General features: G+C 66.4%; 27 protein-coding genes. 14 read left to right on the top strand and 13 right to left on the bottom strand.

The window, feature by feature from the left end; translation table 11 throughout:
- Positions 1-366 precede the first annotated feature (366 nt).
- The 3 genes from ABZT17_RS27895 to ABZT17_RS27905 form a co-directional block, all read right to left on the bottom strand.
- Positions 367-1,797: an alginate lyase family protein gene (locus ABZT17_RS27895; protein WP_356352529.1), complete on the bottom strand. Its 1,431-nt coding sequence runs from the start codon at positions 1,795-1,797 to the stop codon at positions 367-369.
- A gap of 60 nt (positions 1,798-1,857) precedes the next feature.
- Positions 1,858-2,160 carry a hypothetical protein gene (locus tag ABZT17_RS27900; RefSeq protein ID WP_356352531.1) on the bottom strand — a complete coding sequence of 101 codons (303 nt, stop codon included), beginning with the start codon at positions 2,158-2,160 and terminating at the stop codon, positions 1,858-1,860.
- A gap of 61 nt (positions 2,161-2,221) precedes the next feature.
- Complete coding sequence (locus ABZT17_RS27905) at positions 2,222-3,007, bottom strand: alpha/beta fold hydrolase (protein WP_356352533.1); 786 nt, start codon at positions 3,005-3,007, stop codon at positions 2,222-2,224.
- 62 nt (positions 3,008-3,069) lie between these two features.
- Here ABZT17_RS27905 and ABZT17_RS27910 point away from each other — a divergent pair, with 62 nt between their 5' ends.
- The 3 genes from ABZT17_RS27910 to ABZT17_RS27920 all read left to right on the top strand — a co-directional run bounded on the left by ABZT17_RS27910 (position 3,070) and on the right by ABZT17_RS27920 (position 4,856).
- Positions 3,070-3,507: a MarR family winged helix-turn-helix transcriptional regulator gene (locus tag ABZT17_RS27910; RefSeq protein WP_356352535.1), complete on the top strand. Its 438-nt coding sequence runs from the start codon at positions 3,070-3,072 to the stop codon at positions 3,505-3,507.
- Between the two features lie 37 nt (positions 3,508-3,544).
- Entirely contained in the window at positions 3,545-4,165 is a 621-nt protein-coding gene (locus ABZT17_RS27915; RefSeq protein WP_356352537.1) for a nitroreductase family protein, read from the top strand.
- Positions 4,166-4,343: 178 nt separating this feature from the next.
- Positions 4,344-4,856, top strand: coding sequence for a hypothetical protein (locus ABZT17_RS27920; RefSeq protein ID WP_356352539.1), 513 nt, complete (start codon positions 4,344-4,346; stop codon positions 4,854-4,856).
- Between the two features lie 30 nt (positions 4,857-4,886).
- Here ABZT17_RS27920 and ABZT17_RS27925 read toward each other — a convergent pair whose 3' ends face one another.
- A complete protein-coding gene (locus ABZT17_RS27925; protein ID WP_356352541.1) occupies positions 4,887-5,528 on the bottom strand; it encodes a hypothetical protein in 642 nt (213 codons plus the stop codon).
- 128 nt (positions 5,529-5,656) lie between these two features.
- Positions 5,657-6,151 carry a helix-turn-helix transcriptional regulator gene (locus ABZT17_RS27930; protein WP_356352543.1) on the bottom strand — a complete coding sequence of 165 codons (495 nt, stop codon included), beginning with the start codon at positions 6,149-6,151 and terminating at the stop codon, positions 5,657-5,659.
- A 219-nt stretch (positions 6,152-6,370) separates the two neighbouring features.
- Between ABZT17_RS27930 and ABZT17_RS27935 the strand changes: the two genes are divergently transcribed.
- From ABZT17_RS27935 to ABZT17_RS27955, 5 genes are all read left to right on the top strand, one after another.
- A complete protein-coding gene (locus ABZT17_RS27935; protein WP_356352634.1) occupies positions 6,371-6,736 on the top strand; it encodes an STAS domain-containing protein in 366 nt (121 codons plus the stop codon).
- A gap of 20 nt (positions 6,737-6,756) precedes the next feature.
- Positions 6,757-7,023 (top strand): hypothetical protein, encoded by a 267-nt coding sequence (locus tag ABZT17_RS27940; RefSeq protein WP_356352544.1) that lies wholly within the window; start codon positions 6,757-6,759, stop codon positions 7,021-7,023.
- Positions 7,024-7,035: 12 nt separating this feature from the next.
- A protein-coding gene (locus ABZT17_RS27945) for an IS3 family transposase (RefSeq protein ID WP_356352546.1) occupies positions 7,036-8,270 on the top strand; the annotation gives its coding sequence in 2 pieces (ribosomal slippage) (positions 7,036-7,360 and positions 7,360-8,270; 1,236 coding nt in all).
- Positions 8,271-8,282: 12 nt separating this feature from the next.
- Positions 8,283-8,774, top strand: a complete 492-nt coding sequence (locus ABZT17_RS27950) for an HAD family hydrolase (protein WP_356352548.1) — start codon at positions 8,283-8,285, stop codon at positions 8,772-8,774.
- Entirely contained in the window at positions 8,771-9,613 is an 843-nt protein-coding gene (locus tag ABZT17_RS27955) for a DUF1932 domain-containing protein (RefSeq protein WP_356352550.1), read from the top strand. Before ABZT17_RS27950 ends, ABZT17_RS27955 begins: the two co-directional genes overlap by 4 nt.
- A gap of 51 nt (positions 9,614-9,664) precedes the next feature.
- On the opposite strand, the gene ABZT17_RS27960 is transcribed toward ABZT17_RS27955, so the two are convergent.
- Entirely contained in the window at positions 9,665-10,225 is a 561-nt protein-coding gene (locus ABZT17_RS27960) for a guanylate kinase (RefSeq protein ID WP_356352552.1), read from the bottom strand.
- On the bottom strand, positions 10,222-11,262 hold the full coding sequence (locus ABZT17_RS27965) for an AAA family ATPase (RefSeq protein WP_356352554.1): 1,041 nt from the start codon (positions 11,260-11,262) through the stop codon (positions 10,222-10,224). Before ABZT17_RS27965 ends, ABZT17_RS27960 begins: the two co-directional genes overlap by 4 nt.
- A 557-nt stretch (positions 11,263-11,819) precedes the next feature.
- Between ABZT17_RS27965 and ABZT17_RS27970 the strand changes: the two genes are divergently transcribed.
- From ABZT17_RS27970 to ABZT17_RS27980, 3 genes are all read left to right on the top strand, one after another.
- The gene (locus tag ABZT17_RS27970) at positions 11,820-13,172 is read left to right on the top strand and encodes a hypothetical protein (protein ID WP_356352556.1); all 1,353 of its coding nucleotides are present in this window, start codon (positions 11,820-11,822) and stop codon (positions 13,170-13,172) included.
- A 70-nt stretch (positions 13,173-13,242) separates the two neighbouring features.
- Positions 13,243-13,914: a class I SAM-dependent methyltransferase gene (locus ABZT17_RS27975; protein ID WP_356352558.1), complete on the top strand. Its 672-nt coding sequence runs from the start codon at positions 13,243-13,245 to the stop codon at positions 13,912-13,914.
- Positions 13,911-14,834 (top strand): glycosyltransferase family A protein, encoded by a 924-nt coding sequence (locus tag ABZT17_RS27980; RefSeq protein ID WP_356352560.1) that lies wholly within the window; start codon positions 13,911-13,913, stop codon positions 14,832-14,834. The genes ABZT17_RS27975 and ABZT17_RS27980 overlap by 4 nt, the downstream gene beginning before the upstream one ends.
- A gap of 64 nt (positions 14,835-14,898) precedes the next feature.
- On the opposite strand, the gene ABZT17_RS27985 is transcribed toward ABZT17_RS27980, so the two are convergent.
- From ABZT17_RS27985 to ABZT17_RS27995, 3 genes are all read right to left on the bottom strand, one after another.
- Positions 14,899-17,529: a valine--tRNA ligase gene (locus ABZT17_RS27985; RefSeq protein ID WP_356352561.1), complete on the bottom strand. Its 2,631-nt coding sequence runs from the start codon at positions 17,527-17,529 to the stop codon at positions 14,899-14,901.
- 208 nt (positions 17,530-17,737) lie between these two features.
- Positions 17,738-17,953, bottom strand: coding sequence for a DUF397 domain-containing protein (locus ABZT17_RS27990; RefSeq protein WP_356352563.1), 216 nt, complete (start codon positions 17,951-17,953; stop codon positions 17,738-17,740).
- Positions 17,954-18,799 (bottom strand): helix-turn-helix transcriptional regulator, encoded by an 846-nt coding sequence (locus ABZT17_RS27995; RefSeq protein WP_356352564.1) that lies wholly within the window; start codon positions 18,797-18,799, stop codon positions 17,954-17,956.
- A gap of 220 nt (positions 18,800-19,019) precedes the next feature.
- Between ABZT17_RS27995 and ABZT17_RS28000 the strand changes: the two genes are divergently transcribed.
- Entirely contained in the window at positions 19,020-19,652 is a 633-nt protein-coding gene (locus ABZT17_RS28000) for an ATP-binding protein (protein WP_356352566.1), read from the top strand.
- Between the two features lie 122 nt (positions 19,653-19,774).
- On the opposite strand, the gene ABZT17_RS28005 is transcribed toward ABZT17_RS28000, so the two are convergent.
- Positions 19,775-20,476 (bottom strand): hypothetical protein, encoded by a 702-nt coding sequence (locus ABZT17_RS28005; RefSeq protein ID WP_356352568.1) that lies wholly within the window; start codon positions 20,474-20,476, stop codon positions 19,775-19,777.
- Between the two features lie 162 nt (positions 20,477-20,638).
- On the opposite strand from ABZT17_RS28005, the gene ABZT17_RS28010 reads away from it, so the two are divergent.
- Entirely contained in the window at positions 20,639-20,863 is a 225-nt protein-coding gene (locus ABZT17_RS28010) for a hypothetical protein (RefSeq protein WP_356352570.1), read from the top strand.
- 396 nt (positions 20,864-21,259) lie between these two features.
- On the top strand, positions 21,260-21,682 hold the full coding sequence (locus ABZT17_RS28015) for a hypothetical protein (RefSeq protein WP_356352572.1): 423 nt from the start codon (positions 21,260-21,262) through the stop codon (positions 21,680-21,682).
- Positions 21,683-21,733: 51 nt separating this feature from the next.
- On the opposite strand, the gene dcm is transcribed toward ABZT17_RS28015, so the two are convergent.
- A complete protein-coding gene (gene dcm / locus ABZT17_RS28020) occupies positions 21,734-23,101 on the bottom strand; it encodes a DNA (cytosine-5-)-methyltransferase (RefSeq protein WP_356352574.1) in 1,368 nt (455 codons plus the stop codon).
- Positions 23,102-23,343: 242 nt separating this feature from the next.
- Positions 23,344-24,033, bottom strand: a complete 690-nt coding sequence (locus tag ABZT17_RS28025; RefSeq protein WP_356352576.1) for a hypothetical protein — start codon at positions 24,031-24,033, stop codon at positions 23,344-23,346.
- Positions 24,034-24,093: the final 60 nt, after the last annotated feature.

A 24,093-nucleotide genomic window follows, 5' to 3' on the forward strand; every position in this document is an offset into this window, starting at 1 on the left:
TATCCGTCCTCGGTCGGGCGCCACTGCCAGCTCGAGAACGCACCGGCGCCGGACGCCCGCCGCTGCGGGCGGACACCCCCCGTCCCGTCCCCTCCCCGCCGTACGCGCCTGCACGACGCCCAAGCCCACATGGCCTTCTGCCCGAGGGCGCCTGCACGCCCTGCCTTTCAGGCGCGCAGGACCGACGGCACATGGCAACGCCGCCCACCGGCACGCCTTTCAGGGGCGCGGGGAACTGCGCGACCAGCCACGACGGCGCCGCACTGTGATGCACGAGGCCGACGGCCCATGGCAACGCCGGGCGCCGGCATGTTTTTCAGGGGCGCGGGGAACTGCGCGACCGGCCACGACGGCGCCGCACCCGCCCTACGACCGCCCCCCAGCCCGTCGCCGCAGCAGAAGCAACCCTCCCGCGACGCTCGTGATCCCCGCGGCCGCGGCCCAGCCGACGACCTCGCCGGAACCCGTGGCCGCAAGGTCGGACCCTGAGGGTGGGGCCGATACGGCGCCCGACGCGGGTGTGGTTGAAGGCGCCGCGCTGGAAGGAGCGGGCGCGGCTGCCCGCGGCGTCCTGTCCCGGGTGAACGCCAGTGTGCCGAAGCCGAGTTGGTCGTAGCCCCCGCTGTTGGGCCCGTAGTCCCCACCCCCACCCTCGGGCGCGGACTTGGCGGCGATCCGGGTGAGATACGTCGCCGACAGCCCCCGCCGCTTGGTGTAGTGGTTGGCGATCATCGCCCAGATGGGCCGCGTCATGGCGGGATCCACGGAAGCCGCCGCGCCGGCCGTCTCGGAGCCGGACCACCCCCCGATCGCTCCCTTGCGACGGGTGTTGGCGGTGTAGGGAACTCCTCCGCCCATGGCCCACTTGGCGACATACTGCGCCCCCTTGAGGAACCGGCTGTCGTCGTAGCCGTACAGGTCGATCCCCTGGTTCCACGCCATCTCGCAGAACGTGCCCATGAGCCCGACGCCGAGCAGCGCGTGCCCCTGGTCGCGGCCGGCCTCCAGCCATTCGCCGAGTCCGTCGTCGTACACGACGGGAATCGCGTTCTTGATCGAGCCGAGGCCCGCTCCGTGCTTGAAGTAGTCGACGGCGCGGGCGACTTGGGCCCGGTCGTCGCAGAAGATGCCGGTGGCGAGGACGCAGGCCATGGCGGCGAGGTCCCAGTTGGTCCAGTAGTTGGTGACGACCGCGTTGTTGTGGTGGACGAGGAAGTCGTCGCTGAGGGGCGAGAAGACCTTCGTGAGCATCTCCTGGAAGCGGGAGAGGGCGAAGTCGGGGTGGGTGCGGACCAGTTCGGCGGCGTTGGTGGCCTGGTAGCCGTAGAGACCGGCGGCGAGAAAGCGGTCGGCCGATCCCTGGAGTGAACTCAGCTTCGCGGACCATGCGTTGAGGATCGCCACGGCGGTGTCGGCGTGGGCGGCCTCGCCGCTGACGTGGTAACGCAGGGCGTTCTGGTACGCGGCGTGGAGGTCGTTGTAGAGGACGGCGTAGTTCTGCGGGCTGCCCGCGCCGCGGTAGACGACCGGTTGCGGGTTGGGCCTCCAGCCGCTCTGCGCATGCCGGTTGGCGGTCAGCTTCGCGTACCCGGCGGTGTAGGGAGCGGCGCCCGCCTTCACCTTGCTCGCCATCCGGGCCAGGTCGGCGCCGGTGTGCAGAAGACCGGGGTGCGCGAAGGTGCCGCCCGCCGCGTGGGCGGGGCCGGCCCCGGTGGCGGTGGCGATGCCTACGGCTCCGGCCGCGGCGCCCGTCGCCTTGAGCAGGGTGCGGCGGCTGATCCGTCGTGTCGTATGCATGCTCAGGAGACGGACCTGCGCCGGCCCGATAACGAAAACACGGCCACCCGGCGGGTCCCTTCAGGCCCTGCGGTCGGCCACCGCCCACGACGCCGCCGCGACCGCCCCGGCCACCCCGAACACCGCCGGCCAGGCGCCCACCTTCTTCGCCAGCGGATGCGATCCCGCGAACGCGGCGACATACGCGACCGTCAGCGCCCCGGCCGCCTTCCCGCTCGCCCGCTCCCGCCACTGCTGAGCGGCCGCGGCCCCGGCGACGGCCAGCACCGCCCCGCCCAGCTGCCGCTTCCTGGTCCAGCGGGCCACGCCGTACCCACCGACGAGCCCGGTCGCGGCGACCACCGCACTGGGAACCCTGGCCATGTCTGCCTCCACACCTGTGAACCGAATGAGCTGCTCCGAGGCTAATGCCGGCGCCGCACGGTCACGGAAGGGGGAGGGGGGCCGTCCGGCGCAGATGGGTGTCGATCAGGTCGTACGTCGCCTCGGGCCGCTCGATGTGCGGAAGGTGACCCGCCTCGGGGACGACTTCCAGCCGGCCGTCGCCGAAGGCCTTCGCGTACGCGGCGCCGTAGGCCGGGGTGACGATCCGGTCGCTCTCTCCCCACACGAGGAGGGCGGGCTGCCGTACCCGGCCCAGCCGGTGCAGCAGCTTCGGGTCGTGCATGTTCGGGTCGCCGGCGAGGGTGCGCATCGTGGTCATGTTGCCCTGGCGGCGGGCGAGTTCGGCGGCGGGGAGGGTCGTCGGGTCGATGTGGTAGCGGTCCGGGTCGTGCCACGAGTGCTCGGCGGCGGCGCGTGGGTCGAGGGCGAAGAAGTCGGTGATCGGCTCGGAGTCGACGTACACCCCTACGGCATTGATCAGGACCAGTCCGCTGATGCGGTGCGCGGTGTCCCGTACGGCCATCTCCGCGGCGATCCATCCGCCGAGCGAGGAGCCGATGACGAGTACGTCCGTGAGGTTCTCGTCCTCCAGGAGGTGGAGGTAGGTGAGGGCGAGGTCGTCGATGCCGGTGCACCAGTCGGGGAGCGGGGTGCCGTCCCAGCCGGGGTGGACCGGGGCCAGCACCTGGGTGTCGGGCCGGGTGAGGTGCTGGACCAGGCCGGCGACGGTGGCGGGGCCTCCGCCGCCGTGCAGGACGAGGACGGGGCGGCGGGGCGTGGGTGTGGTCGTGGACGCGGTGCGGGCGGTGGCGGGGGTAGTGGTCATGGAGGGAGTGTAACTAAACATCTTTATATAAGCTAGTTGTGTTGTGGAGGTAGACTGGGTTCATGCACGGCGACCCGCATATTCAGCTCCAGCTTCTCGGCCGCGCGGTGAAGCAGGCCCAGTACCGCCAACACCGGGCGCTGGACGGCGCGTTGGCGACGGTCGGGACGACCCTCGCGCAGTGGGACGCCCTGCGCGCGATCAGCCGTAGCCCCGGCGCCTCGGCGCGCGAGCTGGCCGCCGCCACCTTCCAGACCGAGCAGGCCTTCGGGACCCTGGTGGGGCGGCTGGCCGGGCAGAGTCTGGTCGACCGGCGGCCGGGACGGGGGCGGCGGATCGAGCATCACCTCACCGCGGCCGGGGAGCGAGTGCTGGAGGCGGGGCACGCGGTGGCGGACGAGGTCCTGGCGGAGTGCTTCGCGGGGCTGGGGGAGCCGGACCGGGCCGCGTTGCTGGAACTGCTTCAGCGGCTGAACGACCCCTCCTCGTACGCACGTTGATGGGAAGTATCCGGAGTTGATGGCAGCATCGGCTGACATGGAATTCTCCGAGGTGGTCCGTCGTCGCCGCATGATCCGGCACTACTCCGACAAGCCCCTGGCCCCGGAGGTGATCGAGCGCATCCTCGCCTCCGCCCTACGAGCGCCCTCGGCCGGCTTCTCCCAGGGCTGGGCGTTTCTCGCCCTCACCGACCCGGCCGACCGCGCCCGCTTCTGGCCGTTCGTCCCCACCCGGGTCGAGAAGACGCCGACCATGCAGGACGCTCCGCTGGTCGTCGTACCGCTGGCTCACAAGGCCGCCTATCTGGCGCGTTACGCCGAGCCGGACAAAGGGTGGGAGGACCGCGCCGAGGCGCGCTGGCCCGCCCCGTACTGGCACATCGACACCGGCATGGCGGCCCTGCTGATGCTGCTGACCGCCGTCGACGAGGGCCTCGGTGCCTGCTTCTTCGGCATCATGCCGGAACATCTCCAGCCGTTCCGGGCGGAGTTCGGGGTGCCGGAGGAGTACGACCCGATCGGCGGAATCACCGTCGGATACCGCGCGGAGGACGCGCCCGCACAGAGCGCCCGGATCGCGGAACGGCGGCGGGGGATGGGGGATGTGATCCATCGGGGGCAGTGGGGGAGGGTGGACCCGGGCGGTCGGCGCGGATAGAGCCGCCACTTGGCACGCCGAGAGGGGCGCCCCGAGGGGATGCGGCAAGGGGCGCCCGAGGGGCTGCGGCAAGGGGCCCCCGAGAGGCTGCGGCAAGAGGAGCCCGAGGGGCGGCGACAACCGCGCGATGCGTGGGTGGCGCGACCTCGATGTCAGTGGTGTCTTCTACGGTTCGGACATGACGCAATCGCCATCGCGACCCCACTGGATCCACCGCGCTCTGCCGCACCACGAGGAGACCAACGTCGTCTTCTTCCGCGGCCTGACCACGGACACCCTCACCCAGGGCCTCCTGGGCCAGCGCCGCGTACCCCTCGCGTACGGCAAGGGCTCCGACTGGAGCGTCATCCTGCACGACCTGTTCGGCTGGAACGACGACGACTACAGCGAGGCCGACTACGGCCCGCTGTGTGCGGCCGGCGGCGAACTCGCCGTCTTCGTGACCGAGCCGTGTGTCGCGAAGGCCCACGGCCCGTGGTTCTCGTACTACCGCGACGGCCGGCTGATCACCGGCTTCAGCTTCGAGAACCTACGGGACCCGTGGGGCGAGGACCCGGACCTGCTGCGGCCCGCGCTCGCGGAGGCGCGTCTGGTCGGGCCGGAGGCGGACCTGGACCGGGAGGACGACGAGGAGCGGACGGTGGAGGCGATAGCCGGCTTCTTCCGCCTGCCCCAACTGGACATGCCCTGAACGGGGGTGTGGTGCTCCGCCCCCTCATGCTCACTCCCAGAGGCTTTCCGGGTACTTCGGTCCGCCGAGCTTCACCTGCGTGTCGTAGCCGCTGCCCGTGAGGTTCACGTAGATCGAACTGTTGGCGACCGGGTTGATGAACAGTCCGCCGGTTCCGGGGTACCGGTTGTTTGTGGTGTAGGTGCTGAAGCGCTGGTTCTTACGGCCGTTGCAGGTCCAGATCACCAGGCCGACCCCGCTCTTGTACTTGCCGCCCGGGACGTCCATGCACAGGCTCGTGTTGAACGAAGGGTGGAAGTAGACGCCGCCCTGGGCCGCCTTCTCGATGCACCACACCTCGTTCTTCTGAGGGCTTCCCGAGGTCTGCGAAGTGATCACCCAGGAGCCCTTGCCGCCGTAGCCCGCGTCGTTCATGTACCTGAGACCGCTGAAGTTCTGGAAGGTCTCCTTGTGGGCGCACTTGTTCGCGGCGGGAGCGGTGGGCATGCCCGGGGCGGCGGCTGCCGGTCCGGTCATACCGGCCGTGGTCGCGCCGCACAGCGTGCCGACGATGAGCGCCGTCGCGAGCAGCCCACGCCGTAGCACCCTTCGGCCGGACTGTACGCTCCTGCCCGCACCGGATCCGGTCCTCGCCCATGTCCGCGCCTCGGCCCTGTCTTTGTGACTGGTCATCTTGCCCGCCCTCCCGTTTCCCACCCGTCGCGGCCGCTTGGCCGACGTCAGGAGTGTGGACTCGGAGCAGCGGGGAGGGCGTCAAACGGGTGGTTGATGTCCGGGTAAACCTCTGTGGTAGCCGGGCTTCACCGCGGGTCCTCGGGCGGCGCGGCCGGCGGTTCGGCCGGTCTGGTGCCGTCCGTTCCCTGAGCGGCGTCGAACTGCTCGGCCACCCGTCCGATCTTCGCCAGCCGGACCAGGACGGGCCGGGACAGCACCTGTTCGATGTCATGCAGAGCGACGATCAACTCCTCCACGCCGTCCAACGGGATGTCCTTGTCCGCGTGCAGGAGAACCGCGCGGTACTCCTCGGGGGAGACGGCTCTGCCGGGCAGTTCGATCGGTTCCTCGCCGCTGTCCGCGACGAGCAGCGCCGGAATCGAGGTGTCGAGGGCCAGCGCGAGGGCGGTCAGCTCGGTCGCCGTGAACGAGCGACGCCCGCGCTCGGCCTGGTGAACCGCCTGCCGACTCCACGGCCTGCCCAGATACCGGCCCACCGCCTCACCCAACTCGGCGAGCGACATCCGCCGGGCCTCCCGCAACCGCGCGATCTGCCGCCCGATGGCTTCCTCGACTCTCATGCCGCCCTCTCTTCACCGTTGCCGCCGTGTCATTCCCCAGAATGACAGATTAATCCCAGGATTGACGGACGCTGCACGGGCTCCTACCGTCATTGCAGGGCTTTCGCTGTCACTTCAAGCGATGACGCGGGATGGTGCGCGAGATGGCGCGAGTGACGTGTGGCGACGTACGCCTGTCGATGATTCCGAGCAACGGAGGCAGCAGTGCAGGACTTTCACCTGGAACCCGTGACCGCGGGGAAGGACGGAGCCGTGCTGAGGGTCGGCGGCGAGATCGACGTCTACACCGCACCGAAGCTGCGCGAGGCGATCCTCGAACTCGTCGACGCCGGCGCATCACACATCATCGCCGACCTCCGCGAGGTGGAGTTCCTGGACTCGACGGGCTTAGGAGCCCTGATCGGCGCCCAGAACCGCCTGCGTACGCGGGACGGCTCGTTCCGCCTGGTCATCGCCTCGGACCGCATTCTCCGGATCTTCCGCATCACTGGGCTGGACAAGGTGTTCGAGATTCATGCGTCGGTGGCGGATGCGGTTGCGGGTGAGGCGTACTGGGAGAGGATCGTTGCGGACGAGGGGGGGTGAGGCGAACTAAGGTGCGGGATATGCGGTTGCTTGTTCTCTTCGACCTGGACAACACCCTCGTGGACCGACAGAAGACGCTCGCTGAATGGGCCGTCGAGTTCGCCACGCGGCATGGTCTGGAGGGCGAGGAGCAGAAGTACATCTTGGGCATGGTTGCCGAGAGGGCTTATCCGTCCACCTTTGATTTGATCCGCAACCGGTACCGGCTGTCCATGTCGACTGTGGAGCTGGGACCTGTCCCCGAGTGGTGGACACCTCTGAGCCCGGCCCCGGCAGGGGCCGGGTAGGAGGGATCTCTTATGGTGATGAAGGTCTACTCGCCCGAGTTCAAGGCGGACGCTGTCGCGCTGTACCTGTCGGACCCGAGCCACACCTTCGAGGGCATCGGCAAGGATCTGGGAATCAGCCGGGAGACGCTGCGTAACTGGGTCCGGGCCGAGCGGGCCCGCCATGGCGGGGGTAGCACGACGAGCACGAGCACGGAGAAGAACACGGTGGATTCCCCGCCGACGGCCGAGGAGCTTCAGGCCGAGAACGAGGCCCTGCGCCGGGAGCTGGCGGCGGTGCGCAAGGACATGCAGAAACTGGCCACCGAGCGTGACATCCTGCGCAAGGCGACGAAGTTTTTCGCACAAGAGATGACCTGGTGAACCGCTGCCAGTTCATTGAGGACCACCACCACGCCTGGGGCGTGAAGCGGTTGTGCCAGGTGCTGGAGGTGGCTCGCTCCAGCTTCTACAAGTGGCGGGCCGGCCGCGAGGCCCGCGCCGCGCGCGAGCGGGCCGATGCCGTGCTTGCCGAGCGGATCCGGGCCGTGCACGCGGAGTGGGACGGCACCTACGGTCGCCCCCGGATCACCGCCGAGCTGCGCGATGAGGGCGAGCGTGTGAACCACAAGCGCGTCGGGCGGGTGATGCGGAAGTTCGGCATCGCCGGGCTGCGGCTGCGCAGGCGCCAGGTCACCACCGTGCCCGAACCGTCCGCCACACCGGTGGCCGATCTGTTCCGGCGCGACTTCACCGCGAGCGTGCCGAACACCAAATACGTCGGCGACATCACCTACCTGCCGGTGGGCGACGGCGAGTTCCTGTATCTGGCGACGGTGATCGACTGCTTCTCGCGCCGCCTGGTGGGCTGGTCGATCGCCGACCACATGCGCACCGAACTGGTCACCGACGCGCTCAGGGCCGCCGGGCGCACCCGCGGCAGCCTGGCCGGAGCCGTGTTCCACAGCGATCACGGAGCCCAGTACACCTCTCGCGAATTCGCTGGCGTCTGCGCCGAGTTGGGGGTGCGGCAGTCCATGGGCGCAGTCGGCACGAGCGCGGACAACGCACTCGCCGAGTCGTTCAACGCGGCCCTCAAACGCGAGACGCTCCGGGGCGCTCGCCGCTACGACGGGGCCCGTGCCTGCCGCCTGGCGGTCTTCCGCTGGACCACCCGCTACAACACCCGCCGACGACACTCGGCGAACGGACAACAGGCACCGATCGCCTACGAACAGAGGTCAGCTACCATCACACTCGCCGCATAACGACACGAACAGGTGTCCACTCCTCAGGGGCAAGGCCCGCTGTGGCGCGCGTACTGCGCCGACATGGCGGCATTGGTGTCGTGTCGAGCCGAGGTCCTCGACGGCTTGGACGAGCTGCGTGGCGCCGGTTGGCGAGTGGGGATAGCGACCAACGGTGCGGTGGACATCCAGTGCGCCAAACTGCAGGCCACCGGAATTGCCGAGCGGGCGGACGGTGTCTTCGTCTCTGGGGAGGCCGATGCACGCAAACCGCAGATCCGGCACTTCGCCCTGGCTGCGGCGCGCTGCGGCACCGTGCTGGGCAACGGCGGGTGGATGGTCGGCGACAACCCGGTCAACGACATCGGCGGTGGACGCTCCGCGGGGCTGAGCACCATCTGGGTCGAGAACCAACGTTACTGGCCGCCGGACGATCCCGGTCCGGACCACACTGTGCCGCATGTACGCGCTGCCATCGACCTGCTTCTACTGCACTCCTCCGGCCAGGCAAGGACAACGACATGACGTACACCGTCGGGCTGCTGCACCCCGGCAGCATGGGATCGGCCTTCGGCGCCCAGCTGCGCGCCCGAGGCCACGTCGTCCTGTGGTGCCCCGACGGACGCAGCGACGCAACCCACCGCCGGGCCGAACACGCGGACCTCCAAGCAGAGGCGCTGCCCGAGCTTGTCTCCCGCTGCGACGTCCTGTTCTCGCTTTGTCCTCCCGCCGCGGCGGAGGAGACTGCTGCCCAGGCGGCTGAGGTCGGTAGGGCCCGCGCGGGCACGATCTATGTCGAAGCGAACGCCATCTCGCCTTCGCGCGTGCAGCGCATCGCCGAGAGTCTGGCCCCGACGCTGGTCATCGATGCCGCCGTGGTCGGCTCGCCTCCGGTGGGTGGCAAGTACCCGACGCTCTATCTGTCCGGCCCCCGCAAGCAGGCGGAGCGGATCGCTGAACTCTTCGCCGGATCCGATGTGCGGACCCACGTTCTGGGTGAAGGCATCGGGAAAGCTTCCGCACTCAAGCTCGCGTACTGCAGCTACCAGAAGGTCTCCCGCGTGCTGGCGGCCGTCGCGTACGGAGCGGCGGACTCGTACGGTGTCGCGGACGAGCTACTGGAGATCGCGGCCAAGCGGACCCGCAGCTACCTCGTGGAGACCGACTACATACCCAAGACCGCTGCCCGCGCCTGGCGTTGGGGCCCGGAGGTTGAAGACGCGGCGGCTCTGCTCGCTGATGCCGGGTTGCCTGACGAACTCATGCGCGCCGCCGCCGCGACACTTGCCCGATGGGACAGCAGAAGGGACGAACACCTGGAGATCGCTGAAGCATTGCAAGCCTTGCGTGTCGAAGGTGACTGAACCACCCGAGTCGAGTGGGGAGCGAGCGCCGGGTCGCTGACCGCGCAGCCGTCAGGAACGAGGTGACGTGGCGCAAACGATGTCGTCGATCCTCTGTGCGGCCTCACGAGGCGCCGTCACATCCGTGTCCACTCGCAACTCCCATTGAGCCTGTGGATGACCTGCAAGATCGGCCCGAGTGGCGTCCCACGCGGCAAGGCGAGCAGCCGTGTCGGTGTCTCCTCGCTGCGGTGAGCGTCGGGCGGTGGCCTCCTTCGAGCACCACAGCAGTACGCGCACCCAGTGCGCCGGGAACAGGGCGGTTACCTGCTCCACCCCCTCCATCTGGCCCAGGTGGACGACGGGAGTCCTGCCACCCGCCATGACCTGGTCGAGGCCATGGCGGTCGACAACATAGGTGTTGCCGTACCGGTCGTTGCGGTAGATCACGTCGCCGCGTGCCTCCAGGGTGGCCAGCTGCTCCGGTGTGCCCATGCGGTAGCCCTGGCTTTTCCCGGTCCCGACCTTCAGACGGGTGAATGGCACGTACCGCTCGTCGAGTTCGGACAGTGCTGCCGTGATCGTGTCCTTGCCTGCCGCCGGCGGCCCGTACAGCAGGATGCCTTGCCTCACTGGAACACCGTGCCGAAGACCTGGCGCACCTGGTCGGTGAGCGATATCGCGGCGCCGAGCCGGTTGTCGACGACCAAATGCGGCACCACGGGCCGCAGTTCGAGGTCGATTCCGGCGGCGTATGCGTCCCAGTTCTGGAGTTTCCAGGTGTCTCGGGCGGCGGACCGGAAGGTGATGTACTCGTGCATCGTGTCGAGGTCGCACTGAATCCAGACGACAGCCACGGTGACGCCGCGCGCTTCGCAGCGATTGATCAGCCGGCCCATCCATCGAGGGTCGGTGCTCTCGGAGACGAATGGTGCACTCAGCACCGTGCTGATCGCGCAGTCGATGTTCGCGTATGCGGTCTCCAGCAGGCACTGGTACTCCAGCGGGCGAACCTTCTCCCGGTAGAGGTCGGTGTGCCGGTCATTGGGGTCGCTGCCCATCTCCATGAGGAGGCGTTCGACGAGGGGACGCGTGATCGGGTCCTTGTCGAGAACGGGCCAACCAGTCAGCTGGGATATGAAGCGAGCGAACTCCGACTTGCCGCTGCCGGCGTAGCCACCAACCATCAGCAGTGTCGGCTTGTTCGGGTCGCCGCCGGTGTGACGGCGCTTCCAGGCGTCGAGGATCCGCTGCTGTACCCCCTGCCCGTCGGTTTCCTCCGTTCCCGGCGAGAGCTGAAGCAACGCGCGCTCCACGGCCAGCACGTGGGCCCCGTTGTGCGGCTCGTTCGACGCGGTGAACCTGAGCTTTCTGGCCTCGTCAGGCAGGGCATTACGGAAGCCGAGTTCGGGCTCGGTCGCGCGATACAAAAGGCAGTACGCGCGACGGTAGTGCGGCCCGGGATATATCTCACCCTGCTCGTGCTGCCACAGCGTCTGAAAGTTGGCAGCCGGCACTGCGAGTCCAGCGGCCCGCGCCACCTCACGCAGCTGCTCGCCCGCGCCCTCCAGCGTCAGGCCGTGGGCTTCGCGCTGCTGCCTCAACCTGTCCGGGCGCCAGCCCGGCCGACTCTTCCCCACCGCGCCTACCGCCTGCCCATCTCTGGTCATGATCCGGAGCCTAGGTCAGCCTCTCATGAGCGCGTGTGTAAGCGGATGTTGAAAAGTCAGACCAACAGGCCATGAGCCCGTGATGAACGGCTCCGGCAACGGCTCGTGATACTCCGGGCGCGCCAGGAACGCTGTCATGGTCACACCGACGCGGTCGCCGTATACCCGCCTCGGTCTCCAGTACCCGTACGGGATCGAATGAGGCTCCGAAATGACTGTCGATGTTGCAGTCCTGCTGATCCTCGCCACAGTGATCGTCTTCTCATACCGTGGCGGTGGGCTCAAAGTGGGTCACGGTCACGGTGTCCCTCGCGAGCTTTCTGTCGGGGCTGAGGCTGTGAACAGGCTGCCTGTGCCACTGAGGCCAGTGGCACAGGGCGGAACCCTCATCCCCTGAGCAGCAGCTCCGGAAGAGCTGGGCTGCAGTCAAAGAACTCCCAGCCGTTGAGCTCGGGCCAGTCACGCCTCACGCAATTCAGCCCCTACTGGCGTGCGCCCAAAAGCGGCCAAGGCATTCATTCGGTTTCGGCCAGCAGGAAGGTGTTCTCGTGATACCCATGCATCAGCTCATCGTGATCGGTTTCGATGAGATCGTCGCCAACAAGTACCTGCCGTGCATTCGCGATGCCATCAAGTCCGGCCACATCGGCTCCTATTCCGTCATCGACCTGGAGTCACAGCGGACGGAAATCGAAAGGCGCATACAGGCGGCGAGTGTGAAGCCGCGCGGAGTCGTTTACCTGCCGGATTCCGGCGACCGAGTGCGGGAGACGCCGCAAGAGCTCATCGCGGCCGCTGTCGAACGCCTGCGAGTACCCGGCGTACCGGCCAAGGTGTACATCGCCACGGAAGTACGGGCTCACGAGGCATACCTCAGGTTCTGCGTGGAGAACCACATCAACTCGCTGGTCGAGAAGCCCGTGTTGGCTCCAGTCGTCGACGGCCGGTTCAAGCCGTCGTACATCACGAAGACCATGGAGGAGCTCATCGGTGTTGCCGCCGATTCTCCAGCGGAGCATTCGGTGATGACGCTGAGCCGGTACCACCCGATCTACAACCAGAAGGTCGTAGCCTCACTGAGGGACCGGATGGAGCGGTGGGAGGCGCCCCTGACGTCCTTCCATCTCCGGGCTGCCGGCGGGGTGTGGAATCTCCAGCGCGAGTTCGAGAGCCGCGATGATCACCCGTACAAGTACGGCTACGGGATGATGATGCACGGCGCGTACCACTACGTGGATCTCGCGACCCAGATCCTGTCGCTCAACGCGGAGCTCTTCCCCGAGCGTCAACTCAAGCTGGAAGTCAGTGCCTTCGGCGCCTTCCCGAGCGACCAGTACATGCGCCTCTCCCAGCCCATCGCCCGCAGGTTCCACGATGCCGACGCACTGTGGTCAGCGGACTCGGACCAGGGCTTCCGTTTCGGCGAGACCGACGTGACCTCCGCGCTCCGCCTCGTGGACGCCGTGACGGGGAGGACCATCTCGCTCGGGACCTTGTCCTTCGAACAGACCACGCCGTCCATCCGTGACTGGGCAGAACTCCCGGACGGTCTTTACAACGTCAACGGCCGGACGTCGAGCGTCGATCTGGAAGCCCAGCTGTCGACGCTCTTCTCCACCCACGTTCACTGCTACGACATCCCCCGCGGTGTCAGTGCGGATGGGATCGACGCATTCGCCCGTGTGACCACACGCGCCAACGCCGCGCTTTTCCCCGGCGAGCACTACGTGTCAGAGGAGTCGTTCGACGGGCTGTTCCACAGCGACAGCAACCGCCGGCTCATGGAGCACTGGCTTCGCGGCTCTGAGCAACGCAGCTCCCTCGCGAGCCACCTGCGGCCCATGCAGGTCACTGAAGCGCTCGCCTCGTCGGTGCTCACCCCTGGGCGCCCGACCGCGGTGCCCTTCTAGGCACCGTCTGCTCCAAATCAACCAGGCAACAGAGGAGTTCCTCATGAATCAGCCAGTTTCGAGGGCATCCGTGCATGCCTTCTACCTGGATGCGATCCTGCGAGGCCGTAACACCGCGGAGAACCTTCAGGCCGCCACAACGGAGCGGTTCAACACGATCCTGGAGTCCATCGGAGACGGGACTCCACGCACCGCACTGGATCTGGGATATGGGGCCGGGACCTACACCATCGCCTTAGCGCGCGCAGGATTCCGCGTCGTAGCCGTCGATCAGATCCCCAGCGACTCGCTTCTTCAGCGCACCCATGGCGCGGGAGATTGGGCCCACCGAATCGAAATTCGGGAGTGCCTCGCCGAGAACTTCACCATCGACCAGAACTTCGGGGTCATCGTCGCCAAGGACGTCCTGCACTACCTCGCGAGACGCGACGTCGAGTCCCTTCTTACGAGCGCGGTCACTCACGCGCGTGGGCCGAACTGCCACTACCTCGAAGTGTTCACAGGCATCACCCGCACATCCGCGGACGGCCGACCGCTGCGGATCGAGGGGGAGGCCGACTACTCCTCCGACACCTTCCGACGCGTCATCGAGCGGATCTACGACGGTTGGAACCTCACGTTGCTCTGGTCCAAGCACGCGGAACAGGACAGCCGAACCGGGCGTAACTGCTTCGAGGCGACCCGAGCCACCGTCATCGCCGTCAACCAGGCAGCCGGATCAGAGACAGGGAGAAGGTCGTGAAGTCGAGTACGCCCGAGGGGATCAGCTTCGTCATCCCCTGCTTCAACTCGGGGGACTACCTCGTGGAAGCCGTGGAGTCCCTGATCCAGCAGCCCCACATGTTCCCGTACGAACTCGTGATCGTGGATGACGGCTCCGACCATCAGCCCACTCTCCGTGCCATCGCACTGTGCGCCGAGCGCGCCGAGGTTCGCATCGTCCGCCAGGAGCACAGTGGACACCATGCCGCCAGGAACGCCGGCATCAACGCTGCGTCCTTCGAGTACGTGATGCAGCTCGACGCCGACGACCGGCTCTCCACGGCCCCTGAGCTGGTCAAGGTCGGCAGTTACCCGGACCGAGCCGTCAAGCTACTCAAGACGCATCCACACGTGGCTTTCGCCCACACCATGTCCCGGATGATCGGCGACTTCGACGGACTCACCATCTCCTCCTACCCGTGCCGCGAGGAACTGGTCCTGCGCAAGCACCACGTGCCCACCTCGATCGTCTATCGCCGAGACGACGCCATCCACGGCGGTCTCTACGACCCGGACGTGCGCAAGTGGGGGGACTGGGCGTTCGCCGTGAACCTCCTCGCCGGACGGTTTCGCAGAGGCAAGGCCAACCACATCCTGTGCATCGCGGGCCCGCTGCACGAATACCGGGTCCACTCGCGTACAGGACGGGTCTCCAACGCCGAGTTCTCCGAGTTCGAGATGACCCTGCTGGTGGTGGAGAAGAACCTCGACCTGTTTCGGCACCACTTCAACCGCGATGACACGGCCGAGGACATCACGCGACTTGTCCTCGCCTCGAAGCCTTCCCGGCTCATCGACCTGATCCGGATGGCCGAGTTCGACCTCGAACAAGCCCTGACGGTCGCAAGCCAGAGGCAGTTCTCCCTGTCCAGCCCCTTCGAGGGCTTGGGAATTCCGTAGCGGTGCCCGCCATATGAAAGGAGCCCCGGACGATGCGTCCGGGGCTTCCCCGCTGGTCTGGCTGCTAGGCGGGCGGCAGGCTGTTGATCTGGTTCTGCAGCCGGACGATGTCCTCTTCGGCCTTCGCGAGACGGGTGCGGATCTTCTCGACCACGTTGTCCGGCGCCTTCGCCAAGAACGCCTCGTTGCCGAGCTTGGCCTCCGCCTGGGCCTTCTCCTTCTCGGCCGTGGCAAGGTCCTTGGCCAGCCGCTTCCGCTCGGCCGCGACGTCGATCGTGCCGGACAGGTCGAGCGCGACCGTGGCGCCGACGACCGGGAGGGTCGCCGTGGCGCTGAAGCCGTCACCCTCGGGCTGGAGCCGGAGCAGCTGGCGGATTGCGGCCTCGTGGGCAGCGAGCTGCGTACCCGACAGGTCAAGGCGCGCCGGGACCTTCTGACCGGGCTGCAGGCCCTGGTCCGAGCGGAAGCGACGAACCTCGGTGATCACCTGCTGGAGGCTCTCGATCTCCGCCTCGGCCGCGGCATCGCGGAACCCGCTGTCCGTCGGCCAGTCGGCGATTACGACGGACTCACGGGCGGTGAGCGTGGTCCACAGAGTCTCTGTCACGAAGGGAACGATCGGGTGGAGCAGGCGCAGCGTGACGTCCAGGACCTCGCCCAGGACGCGTGCCGAGACCCTGGCCGCGTCGCCGCCGGCCATGAACGTCGTCTTGGACAGCTCGACGTACCAGTCGAAGACCTCGTCCCACGCGAAGTGGTACAGGGCATCGGCGAGCTTCGCGAACTGGTAGTCGTCGTAGTACGCGTCCGCCTCGGCCACGACAGTGTTCAGCCGGGACAGGATCCAGCGGTCGGTGGCTGAGAGCTGTTCGGCCGGGGGCAGCTCGCCCTCGATCGTGGCGCCGTTCATCATCGCGAACCGTGTCGCGTTCCAGATCTTGTTGGCGAAGTTCCGGGACGCCTGGACCCAGTCCTCGCCGATCGGCACGTCGGTACCGGGGTTGGCGCCGCGCGCGAGCGTGAACCGCAGAGCGTCGGAGCCGTACTTGTCCATCCAGTCCAGCGGATTGACCGTGTTGCCGAACGACTTCGACATCTTCTTGCCGTGCTCGTCACGGACCATGCCATGGAAGGCGATGGTGTGGAACGGGATTTCGCCGTCCATCGCGTACAGGCCGAACATCATCATCCGGGCGACCCAGAAGAACATCAGGTCGTACCCGGTGACCATGACCGAGTTCGGATAGAACTTGGCCAGATCCGCGGTCTCCTCGGGCCAGCCCAGTGTGGAGAAGGGCCACAGGCCGGACGAGAACCAGGTGTCCAGGACGTCAGTGTCCTGCTCCCAGCCCTCGCCGCTCGGCGGCTGCTCGTCGGGTCCGACGCACACCGTCTCGCCGTTCGGGCCGTGCCAGACCGGGATGCGGTGGCCCCACCACAACTGCCGTGAGATGCACCAGTCGTTGAGGTTGTCGACCCAGTCGAAGTAGCGCTGCGACAGGTCGGCGGGATGGATGTTCACCCGACCGTCGCGGACCGCGTCTCCTGCGGCTTTGGCGAGAGGCTCGACCTTCACCCACCACTGCAGCGACAGTCGCGGTTCCAGCGTCGTCTTGCAGCGCGAGCAGTGGCCGACCGAGTGGACGTACGGCCGCTTCTCGGCGACGATCCGGCCGTCGGCCCGCAGGGCGGCGACGATCGCGGAGCGCGCCTCGAAACGGTCGAGCCCCTCGAACGGCCCGTGGACGGTGATGACACCGCGCTCGTCCATGACGGTCAGCGATTCCAGGCCGTGTCGCTGGCCGATGGCGAAGTCGTTGGGGTCATGGGCGGGCGTGACCTTGACGGCACCGGTGCCGAACTCAGGGTCGACGTGTGTGTCGGCGACGACGGGAATCGTACGGCCCGTCAGCGGCAGCTTGATGCGTCGGCCGACGAGGTGCTTGTAGCGCTCGTCGTCAGGGTGAACGGCGACGGCGGTGTCACCAAGCATGGTCTCCGCACGCGTGGTGGCGACGACGACCGTGTCGTCCCCCTCGCCGTACTTGATGGAGACGAGCTCACCGTCGTCGTCCTGGTAGTCGACCTCGATGTCCGAGATGGCCGTCAGGCAGCGCGGACACCAGTTGATGATGCGCTCGGCGCGGTAGATCAGGCCGTCGTCGAACATCTTCTTGAAGACGGTCTGGACGGCACGGGACAGGCCCTCGTCCATGGTGAAGCGGTCGCGGCTCCACGCGACGCCGTTGCCCAGGCGCCGCATCTGGCCGGCGATCTGGCCGCCGGACTCGGCCTTCCACTGCCAGACCCGCTCGACGAACGCCTCACGGCCCAGGTCGTGACGGGACTTGCCCTCCTTGGCGAGTTCCCGCTCGACGACGTTCTGGGTGGCGATACCGGCGTGGTCCATGCCGGGCTGCCACAACGTCTCGTAGCCCTGCATGCGCTTGCGGCGGGTGAGGGCATCGATCAGCGTGTGCTCGAAGGCGTGGCCCAGGTGGAGGGAACCAGTGACGTTCGGCGGCGGGATGACGATGGTGTACGCGGGCTTGTCGCTCTTCGCGTCCGCCTCGAAGTAACCGCGCTCTACCCAGCGCTCGTACAGCGTCCCCTCTACGTCGGCCGGCGTGTACTGGGTCGGCAGTTCGGGGGCGCTGTTCGGCCCGCTTGCGGGGCGCTGAGTGTTGTCGGTCACGACGGCCATTCTATGGGCCGGGGGTGCGTGCGCCCGCCCGGTTTACCCTCAAGATCGACAAGGGGCCGGGTATGCAGAAGGCCGCACGGAGGCGATTCAAGTGTGACCAAGAACACTCCCGTGCGGCTTGGCACCAGCTTACCCCTGGAGGGGCTTGCTCTGCTGGGCGGTGGCACGGGGGGCCTGCCCTGACGCCTGCTTGGCGGTGTCAGCGAAGCAGTGGGCCCTCTTTCGGCAGGCCGTTTACCAGGCAACGCCAGGCCTCGGCTCGGACCACGACGACAGGACTCTTCGCGAGCTTGGAGTCCCGGACTAGGACACTGGAGGGGGTTACGGCGGCCTCAAGGCATTCCGTCGCATTTCCGCCACTGTATGACGACTTGAACCATGCGGATTCCGGTATGGGCTGAGGGCCGAGGGACATTCACAGCTCCTTGCGGGCGTGATGGATCATGGCGGAGGAGGTCTCCATGTCCAACGCTTGCGCCCGCAGGTACTCGAACGCAAGTCTGTATCGCTCCAGTTCCTCATCTTTCTCCAGGAAGAGGGAACCGGCGTGGAAGTCGACGTACACGACGTCGAGTGCCTGCTCGGTTCCGCCGATGATGACGAAGCTCCCAAGCGCGGCGGCATGGGCTCCCTTGGAGAAGGGCAGTACCTGGAGCGTTATATGAGGCGACTCGTTCGCTTCGAGCAACCGGTCAAGCTGCTCTCGCATCGTCTGTGGTGACCCGACCACACGCCGGATCACGGACTCGTCGAGGATCGCCCACAGCTGCAACGGCCTCGGGCGGGTGAGGATCTCCTGCCGCTTCATCCGGATGTCGACCAGCCGCTCGATCTCGGTGGCTTCCAGCGGGACTTCGTTGGCCTTCTGCAGCGCGGTGCTGTACGCGCGCGTCTGCAGCAGACCAGGAACGTAGACGCAGGAGAAGTGATTCTCGCGTACGGCTTCGTCCTCAAGCGTGAGCAGCAAGTTCAGGCTCTCGGGGATGGAGTCGGAGAAGAAGCTCCACCAGCCCTGCTGCTTTGCGTCCTTGGCGAGCGTCACAACGGCCTTGCGTTCGGCGTCAGTTGCTCCGTACTCGCGGCACAGAGCGTCAATCACGATCCACTTGACCGGTCCGGCCTGAGTCTCGTACCGGCTGACCGTCGCCTTGGACACCCCAACCAGCTGTCCTGCCTCCTCAAGCGTCAGCCCCTTGCGGGCACGCAACTTGCGCATCATCGCGCCTAGTTGGCGGCGTCGGGTTGTCGTCCGTTCGGGCATCAGGCTCCTTGTCCGTGCGTCGGGCACCAGGCCCGGAGATCCCCTCAGGCTAGGTAGCGACCGGCGGGATTCACCATCAGGTTCACTCGATCGATTCTCGTGAGAAGTTACACAGTGAGACTTCTCTGTGCCATGCTCACTCGCAGATCGCTACGCAGTGCAGCCGTACGAACACGGCATGCGCGGCAGGTGCGTAGCTTGGGAGGGAGGAGCGGTCCTGATGCCTGACTGTGAAGTCACCGAACCCCAACTCCGCTGTGTATTGCCTTTCGAAGCGGCGGCAGCGGAAGTGCGCTTGTTGCGGAGGGCCGCGGTTGCGCAGCTGAGCCGATGGGGCGTGCCTGTATCCGTCGATGAAGCGGAGTTGCTGGTCACCGAGTTGGCGACGAACGTCGTCAAGCATGTCGGGGAGGGCGTATCAGCGACTCTGATCCTGGAGTGGCGCGGTGAGCGGCTTCGTCTCGAAGTGCACGACAGGAGTCGTGCGGTGCCGTCCCGGAAGGCGGCGGATTGCGATGCGGAGTGCGGGCGCGGCCTGCACCTGCTTGCGGCGCTGGCAGTGGACTGGGGCACAGTGCTCACTGCGGTGGGCAAAGCAGTGTGGTGTGAGATCTCGACCGGAGGTGGAAGTACCTGCCGGCGGATCGAGCGGGCCGCCGAAGCGCTCGAGAATTACCAAGGAGTCAGCGGGGGCGTTGCCTTTCGGAGCAGGGGACGGCTGGCCGACCTTGAGGAGTCGGCGATCGCGCTGATCGCCGACTTGCTCCACTGGACTGCGGCCCGCGGCCATGATCCGGACGATTTTCTCGATCGTGCTCAGATGCACTACGAGGCGGAGGCGGGCGCGGCTTGACCGGCCACCTTGTAGTGGGCTGGATGCTGGAGTTGGGCTCGTGGCGGAGTGCTTCAGCATCTGGGCCCTTCGAGGTGGTTGCCCTCGGCTCGCTCCGATGAGTGACTGACAGCGGCTAGAGGTCAGTCTTCCTCGATCAATGCGCCTGCCAGTTGCAGCATGACCTTCACCTTGTCGTCGCGACCTAGCCGCAGCCAGTCGCCAAAGATCAGGTCAACCTCGTCTCGCTCTCGATGGCCGGACTTCATGAGCAGGTACAGCCGACGCTTTTCTTCGCGGCTGCTGAGGCCGAACGCTCGCGTCAGCACGTTGTCCGGCACTGGCACCGCTCTTCCGCTGCCCTGAGACCCGGCATTGCACCGTTGGCACTCCACGCGGAGGTTCGACAGTTCGGTGTCTACCGGCGGTGTCGGGTCAAGGAAGTGAACGCTGAGCACCGCCCGTTGGCCCTCATCGTCAGGGTAAGGCTCGCCGGCCGACATGCCGCATGTCTGGCAGGCGAAGCCCGCCCGTTCCAAGGCTTCACGCCGACGGACAGCAGGTATGCGCGGGCGCGGAGACTCCTTCGGTTGCTCCCCCAGGTCGATGCGGGTTCCGATCTCCGACAGCCGGTATTCGTCAGGCTGGAGGTGGGGGTCGGTCTTGTAGTTGTCGATTCGCCAGCCCAGTTCCCGTAGGTCACGCATACGACGATCTGCCTGAGCAACGCCAGGGACGCCGTCGAAGAGCTGGAGTTTCGTGAAGACGTTGCCTTCACCTACAGCCGCCAGAAACTCTGCAACCTTCACCTTCGACGATCGCCGCACGGGGCGCTCCTCATTCATCGTTTCCTCCTGTTCGGCATGGCTCTCTGAGCTGCCGTCCCAACCCGTGGCGGTGACGGCTCGAACTAGTGTACCGTCGGCACTGTCGGATCAGGGTGCCGTCAGCGTTCGGCAACGTCTGGCAGAAACCTTACGGCAGGCTGAGGGGGTAAGGCGATACTGATGGAACACGTTGGCTGGGCCGCTGCAGCGTTGTCGGCGTTCGGCGGGGTCATCGTCGTGGTGAACTACGTCCTCGACCAGGTTCCTGTTCTGTCCGCCAAGGCCGAGAAGGCCATTGCTGCCCTTCGCCGCCTGCGAGCTGCCTGGCGCGCAACCGATGAGGAGGGGCGGGAGCGGCAGCTCTGTTCGACGAAGGAGAAGCGGGAGAATGCCGGGCGACGCTAGCGTGTTTGAGAAGTGGATCAAGGTCGCGCGGTGATCACGTTTCGCGGCTCGGGAGATCTGACAGAGGCTCAGTGGGCGATGCTGGAGCCGCTGTTGTGACGGGCATCCGTCGGCGAAGTTCTCGTCACACCGCAGTCCATCCAGTCCGGTCGCGCGCCCATGTCGCCGCCGTACCGTCCGGGTTGCTCGCCTGCGCGACTCATGCATCCGGCTACGTTCGGGCGGTTGCAGGTCGGACCCTGCTTGTGATGACTACGCCAGACGCGGAGTGGCTGCTACGTATGCAGAGTGAACGAGGCCGGGGGCAGAGCCTGCTTGTGCGCTTCTGGTCACGCCTGGTGCTGCAACCTGGTGAGCTGGGGACGGGCAAGTATGCCGATATGAAGGGTCCGGCTGATGGATGACAAGTTGTTTGCCGCCGTCGTGTCAGCGGTGGCAGCGCTGTTCACTGGGGTCCTCTCGTACGTTGCGGCAAGACTCAGGATCCAGGCGGATGTGTCATCGCAAACTGATCGATTCCGGCACGACATTGATCAGCAGAGTCGTCAATTCGACTCAGCCCTTGAGCTACAGCAAGATCGTTTAAGGACTGAACTTCGCACGCAGTTCATGGCCGAGGAAGCCATTCGTGAACTGCTGCGCAGTGCTCAGCCTAAGCGGTCATTCGATGTGATCGAGCGCCGAGTGGGCGGATTTGATGGAAACGCCCTTCGGCAACTATTGGTACGGGCCGGAGCGGTTCGCTTCTATGGGTCGAATGATCGGGAGTTATGGGGGCTTCGCGAGCGTAACGGAGCCGATCTGGAAGGGGACAGGTGACCACGCCCTGCCCGCACTCTCTCGGGGTGGTGCCAGTCCAAGTCCCACGCCTTAGCTGATCTTGGCCCGGTGCTGGGTGAACAAGTCGTGGCGCTGGTGGTCATCCTGGCCGATGAAGGCCTTGAACTCGCCCAGGCTGTATGCGACGGCACCGTTGGAACGAGTCGTCATCTTCACCGCAAAGTCGTGACTGAGGTGATTCAGGCGCCGCTCGACATCTGGCTGGTCAAGGACCGTGCCGCTGCTGGCAAGTTTCGTCAAAATTTGATCGACGGTCAGAGGACGGTCAAGGCCACGGAGCAGCTTGTACACCGGATCCAATACCCGATCCGTGTTCTCCACGAGTGTCTGCCGCTCGCCCTCCTGGCGAATAGCCTTCCTAATGGCCACTCCAAGAGCCTTGGCGACTGGTGGAGGGAAGGCATTACCGATCTGTCGGTACACAGAGGTCTTACGCCCGTGGAACCGCCACCTGAACTCATCATCTGCAGCTGAGCTACCGCTCTCTGGCGGCTCAATATCATGCCAGCCCTGGATGCGGGCGACCATGGCAGTCGTCAATTTCGGCCCGGGGACGCCTTCTGGTGCTCGCCACCCTTTCTCCGGTGCATTGTTGGCCACGCCCATGGCGTCCACACCTAGCTGTGCCCATGCCCGCTTGGCGCGCGTCGGACCGAGGTCCGCACCGCCATGTTTCTTGGAACCGCCAACGATTGTTGGCGCGATGCCATCAGCCCTCTTGACCCACGCTTCGACTTGGTCTTCTTCCCAGCCTCTGCTTGCCATCAGGTCTTTCAGGAGCTCCCCCACAGAGGGTGGCTCTTGCTCGCAGGGTGTCGGCCATTCCCAGTATTCAGCGAATTCGCGCTTGAGGGCCACTAGCACAAAGCGCGGTCGGAGCTGGGAGACGCCGAATTCATTAGCGTGAAGAAGTTTCCAGTCGCCAATGTATCCGTGCTCGTGAAGTCGATCCAGGACGTGCTGCCGGTAGGCCGTGAAACGGTTCGCGCTGAGTCCCCGCACGTTCTCCAACAGGAGAGCCTTCGGCTGGATCTCCCCGCAGAGTTCCACCGCCCAGGCAAAGAGGTCGCGCTCGTCATTGGCGCCGAGCTGTTTCCCCGCGATGCTGAACGGTGGGCACGGCACACCTCCCGCGAGGAGGTCAACTTCTTTATGTTCGGCGGGCTGCCATGTTTCGGGATCAGCAACGTCGCCGACCTTCACGGTGTCGGTTGCCTCCTGCTCGCCGTAGCCCAGTACCTCGTGCAGATTGCGGCGCAGTGTGACCGCGGCGTTCTCATCCAGTTCGACGGCGACACGGTGGCGAAATCCGGCCCGTTCCAGACCGAGAGTCTGGCCTCCGGCGCCTGCGCAGATCTCGACGACTTCGAGCCCACTGGCGCGCTCTGATGTCGCCATTCGATCTCCTTTCAGGCGCGCCGAGTGAGTCAGCGCGGGGCCGAGGTTCTCTGAGCTCGGCTCACTAGCACAGCGGTCACCCAATGGAACATGGCTCCCGCAGTAGCACCCTAGTCGTCGATCTTCGACGGCGTCACCCAGATTGGGACGGCGAGCCGGGTGAGAGTGGGAAGTCTACGGTGACTCATTGACGCGCATGAACCCCGCATGCCTCACGTGACCGGGAGTCCGCTTGGCCGTGATCAGTTCTCCAGCGCTCCTCGCACCTGGTCGCGGGCATCGGGCGGCAGCCGACGGTAAGTGTTCCAGGCTCGGTCCAGGGCTGTGGTACCCCTTCGGCCGCGCTCAATCCACCGCAGGAGTCGGCGCCGTTCGCCGGCATCGAGTGCCTTGATATCGGCCACGGCTTCATCAGCGCGGGCAGGTTGGCCGACACTCCCTGCCCGACATCGCTTGCACTCTGTAGCCAGCAGGATCCGTTCCTGGCCATCCGGGAGGATGGTCTCGCGACGGGTCACGGAGAGCACTGCGGTCTGGTTCGAGTCGTCGACGTACGCTTCACCACCTGAGATGCCACAAACGGTGCACATGTAGTCATCACGGGCCATGACCGCCTGCTTCTCCTTGTTGGAGATGGCCTTCTGCGGGGCCGCGGCACGCCGGGCAGCGGGATCCCAGACTGCGACACCAGCCTTGACGAAGCGCTGATCTTCGGCGGTAAGCGTTGCATCATCGGTGTTGGTCAACAGGACCCAGCCGTAGTCGCGGAGGTCTCGTATGCGGCGGTCAGCCTGCGAGATCCCCGGGAAGGCCTTACGGATCTGCTCCTTGTTGAAGACCCCTCCCTCACTGACCACTTGGACGAGCCACAAAGCTCCACGGACCATTGTTCCGGCCTTAAGTTCAGGGTCGTCCCACGCGGGCAGCGTCACTTCGTGCTCCGTTCTCCAAGTGATCGAGATGTTGATTGTGGATTATCGGTGCACCCACTG

It is taken from the genome of Streptomyces sp. NPDC005648 (genome assembly GCF_040605395.1).
Classification (GTDB): Bacteria; Actinomycetota; Actinomycetes; order Streptomycetales; family Streptomycetaceae; genus Streptomyces.

Bases quoted from the DNA above. Each gene is read 5' to 3' on its own strand.
- ABZT17_RS27895 (WP_356352529.1), bottom strand. From the start codon at position 1,797: ATGCATACGACACGACGGATCAGCCGCCGCACCCTGCTCAAGGCGACG.
- ABZT17_RS27900 (WP_356352531.1), bottom strand. From the start codon at position 2,160: ATGGCCAGGGTTCCCAGTGCGGTGGTCGCCGCGACCGGGCTCGTCGGT.
- ABZT17_RS27905 (WP_356352533.1), bottom strand. From the start codon at position 3,007: ATGACCACTACCCCCGCCACCGCCCGCACCGCGTCCACGACCACACCC.
- ABZT17_RS27910 (WP_356352535.1), top strand. From the start codon at position 3,070: ATGCACGGCGACCCGCATATTCAGCTCCAGCTTCTCGGCCGCGCGGTG.
- ABZT17_RS27915 (WP_356352537.1), top strand. From the start codon at position 3,545: ATGGAATTCTCCGAGGTGGTCCGTCGTCGCCGCATGATCCGGCACTAC.
- ABZT17_RS27920 (WP_356352539.1), top strand. From the start codon at position 4,344: ATGACGCAATCGCCATCGCGACCCCACTGGATCCACCGCGCTCTGCCG.
- ABZT17_RS27925 (WP_356352541.1), bottom strand. From the start codon at position 5,528: ATGACCAGTCACAAAGACAGGGCCGAGGCGCGGACATGGGCGAGGACC.
- ABZT17_RS27930 (WP_356352543.1), bottom strand. From the start codon at position 6,151: ATGAGAGTCGAGGAAGCCATCGGGCGGCAGATCGCGCGGTTGCGGGAG.
- ABZT17_RS27940 (WP_356352544.1), top strand. From the start codon at position 6,757: ATGCGGTTGCTTGTTCTCTTCGACCTGGACAACACCCTCGTGGACCGA.
- ABZT17_RS27955 (WP_356352550.1), top strand. From the start codon at position 8,771: ATGACGTACACCGTCGGGCTGCTGCACCCCGGCAGCATGGGATCGGCC.
- ABZT17_RS27965 (WP_356352554.1), bottom strand. From the start codon at position 11,262: ATGACCAGAGATGGGCAGGCGGTAGGCGCGGTGGGGAAGAGTCGGCCG.
- ABZT17_RS27970 (WP_356352556.1), top strand. From the start codon at position 11,820: ATGCATCAGCTCATCGTGATCGGTTTCGATGAGATCGTCGCCAACAAG.
- ABZT17_RS27990 (WP_356352563.1), bottom strand. From the start codon at position 17,953: ATGTCCCTCGGCCCTCAGCCCATACCGGAATCCGCATGGTTCAAGTCG.
- ABZT17_RS27995 (WP_356352564.1), bottom strand. From the start codon at position 18,799: ATGCCCGAACGGACGACAACCCGACGCCGCCAACTAGGCGCGATGATG.
- ABZT17_RS28000 (WP_356352566.1), top strand. From the start codon at position 19,020: ATGCCTGACTGTGAAGTCACCGAACCCCAACTCCGCTGTGTATTGCCT.
- ABZT17_RS28005 (WP_356352568.1), bottom strand. From the start codon at position 20,476: ATGAATGAGGAGCGCCCCGTGCGGCGATCGTCGAAGGTGAAGGTTGCA.
- ABZT17_RS28010 (WP_356352570.1), top strand. From the start codon at position 20,639: ATGGAACACGTTGGCTGGGCCGCTGCAGCGTTGTCGGCGTTCGGCGGG.
- ABZT17_RS28015 (WP_356352572.1), top strand. From the start codon at position 21,260: ATGGATGACAAGTTGTTTGCCGCCGTCGTGTCAGCGGTGGCAGCGCTG.
- dcm (WP_356352574.1), bottom strand. From the start codon at position 23,101: ATGGCGACATCAGAGCGCGCCAGTGGGCTCGAAGTCGTCGAGATCTGC.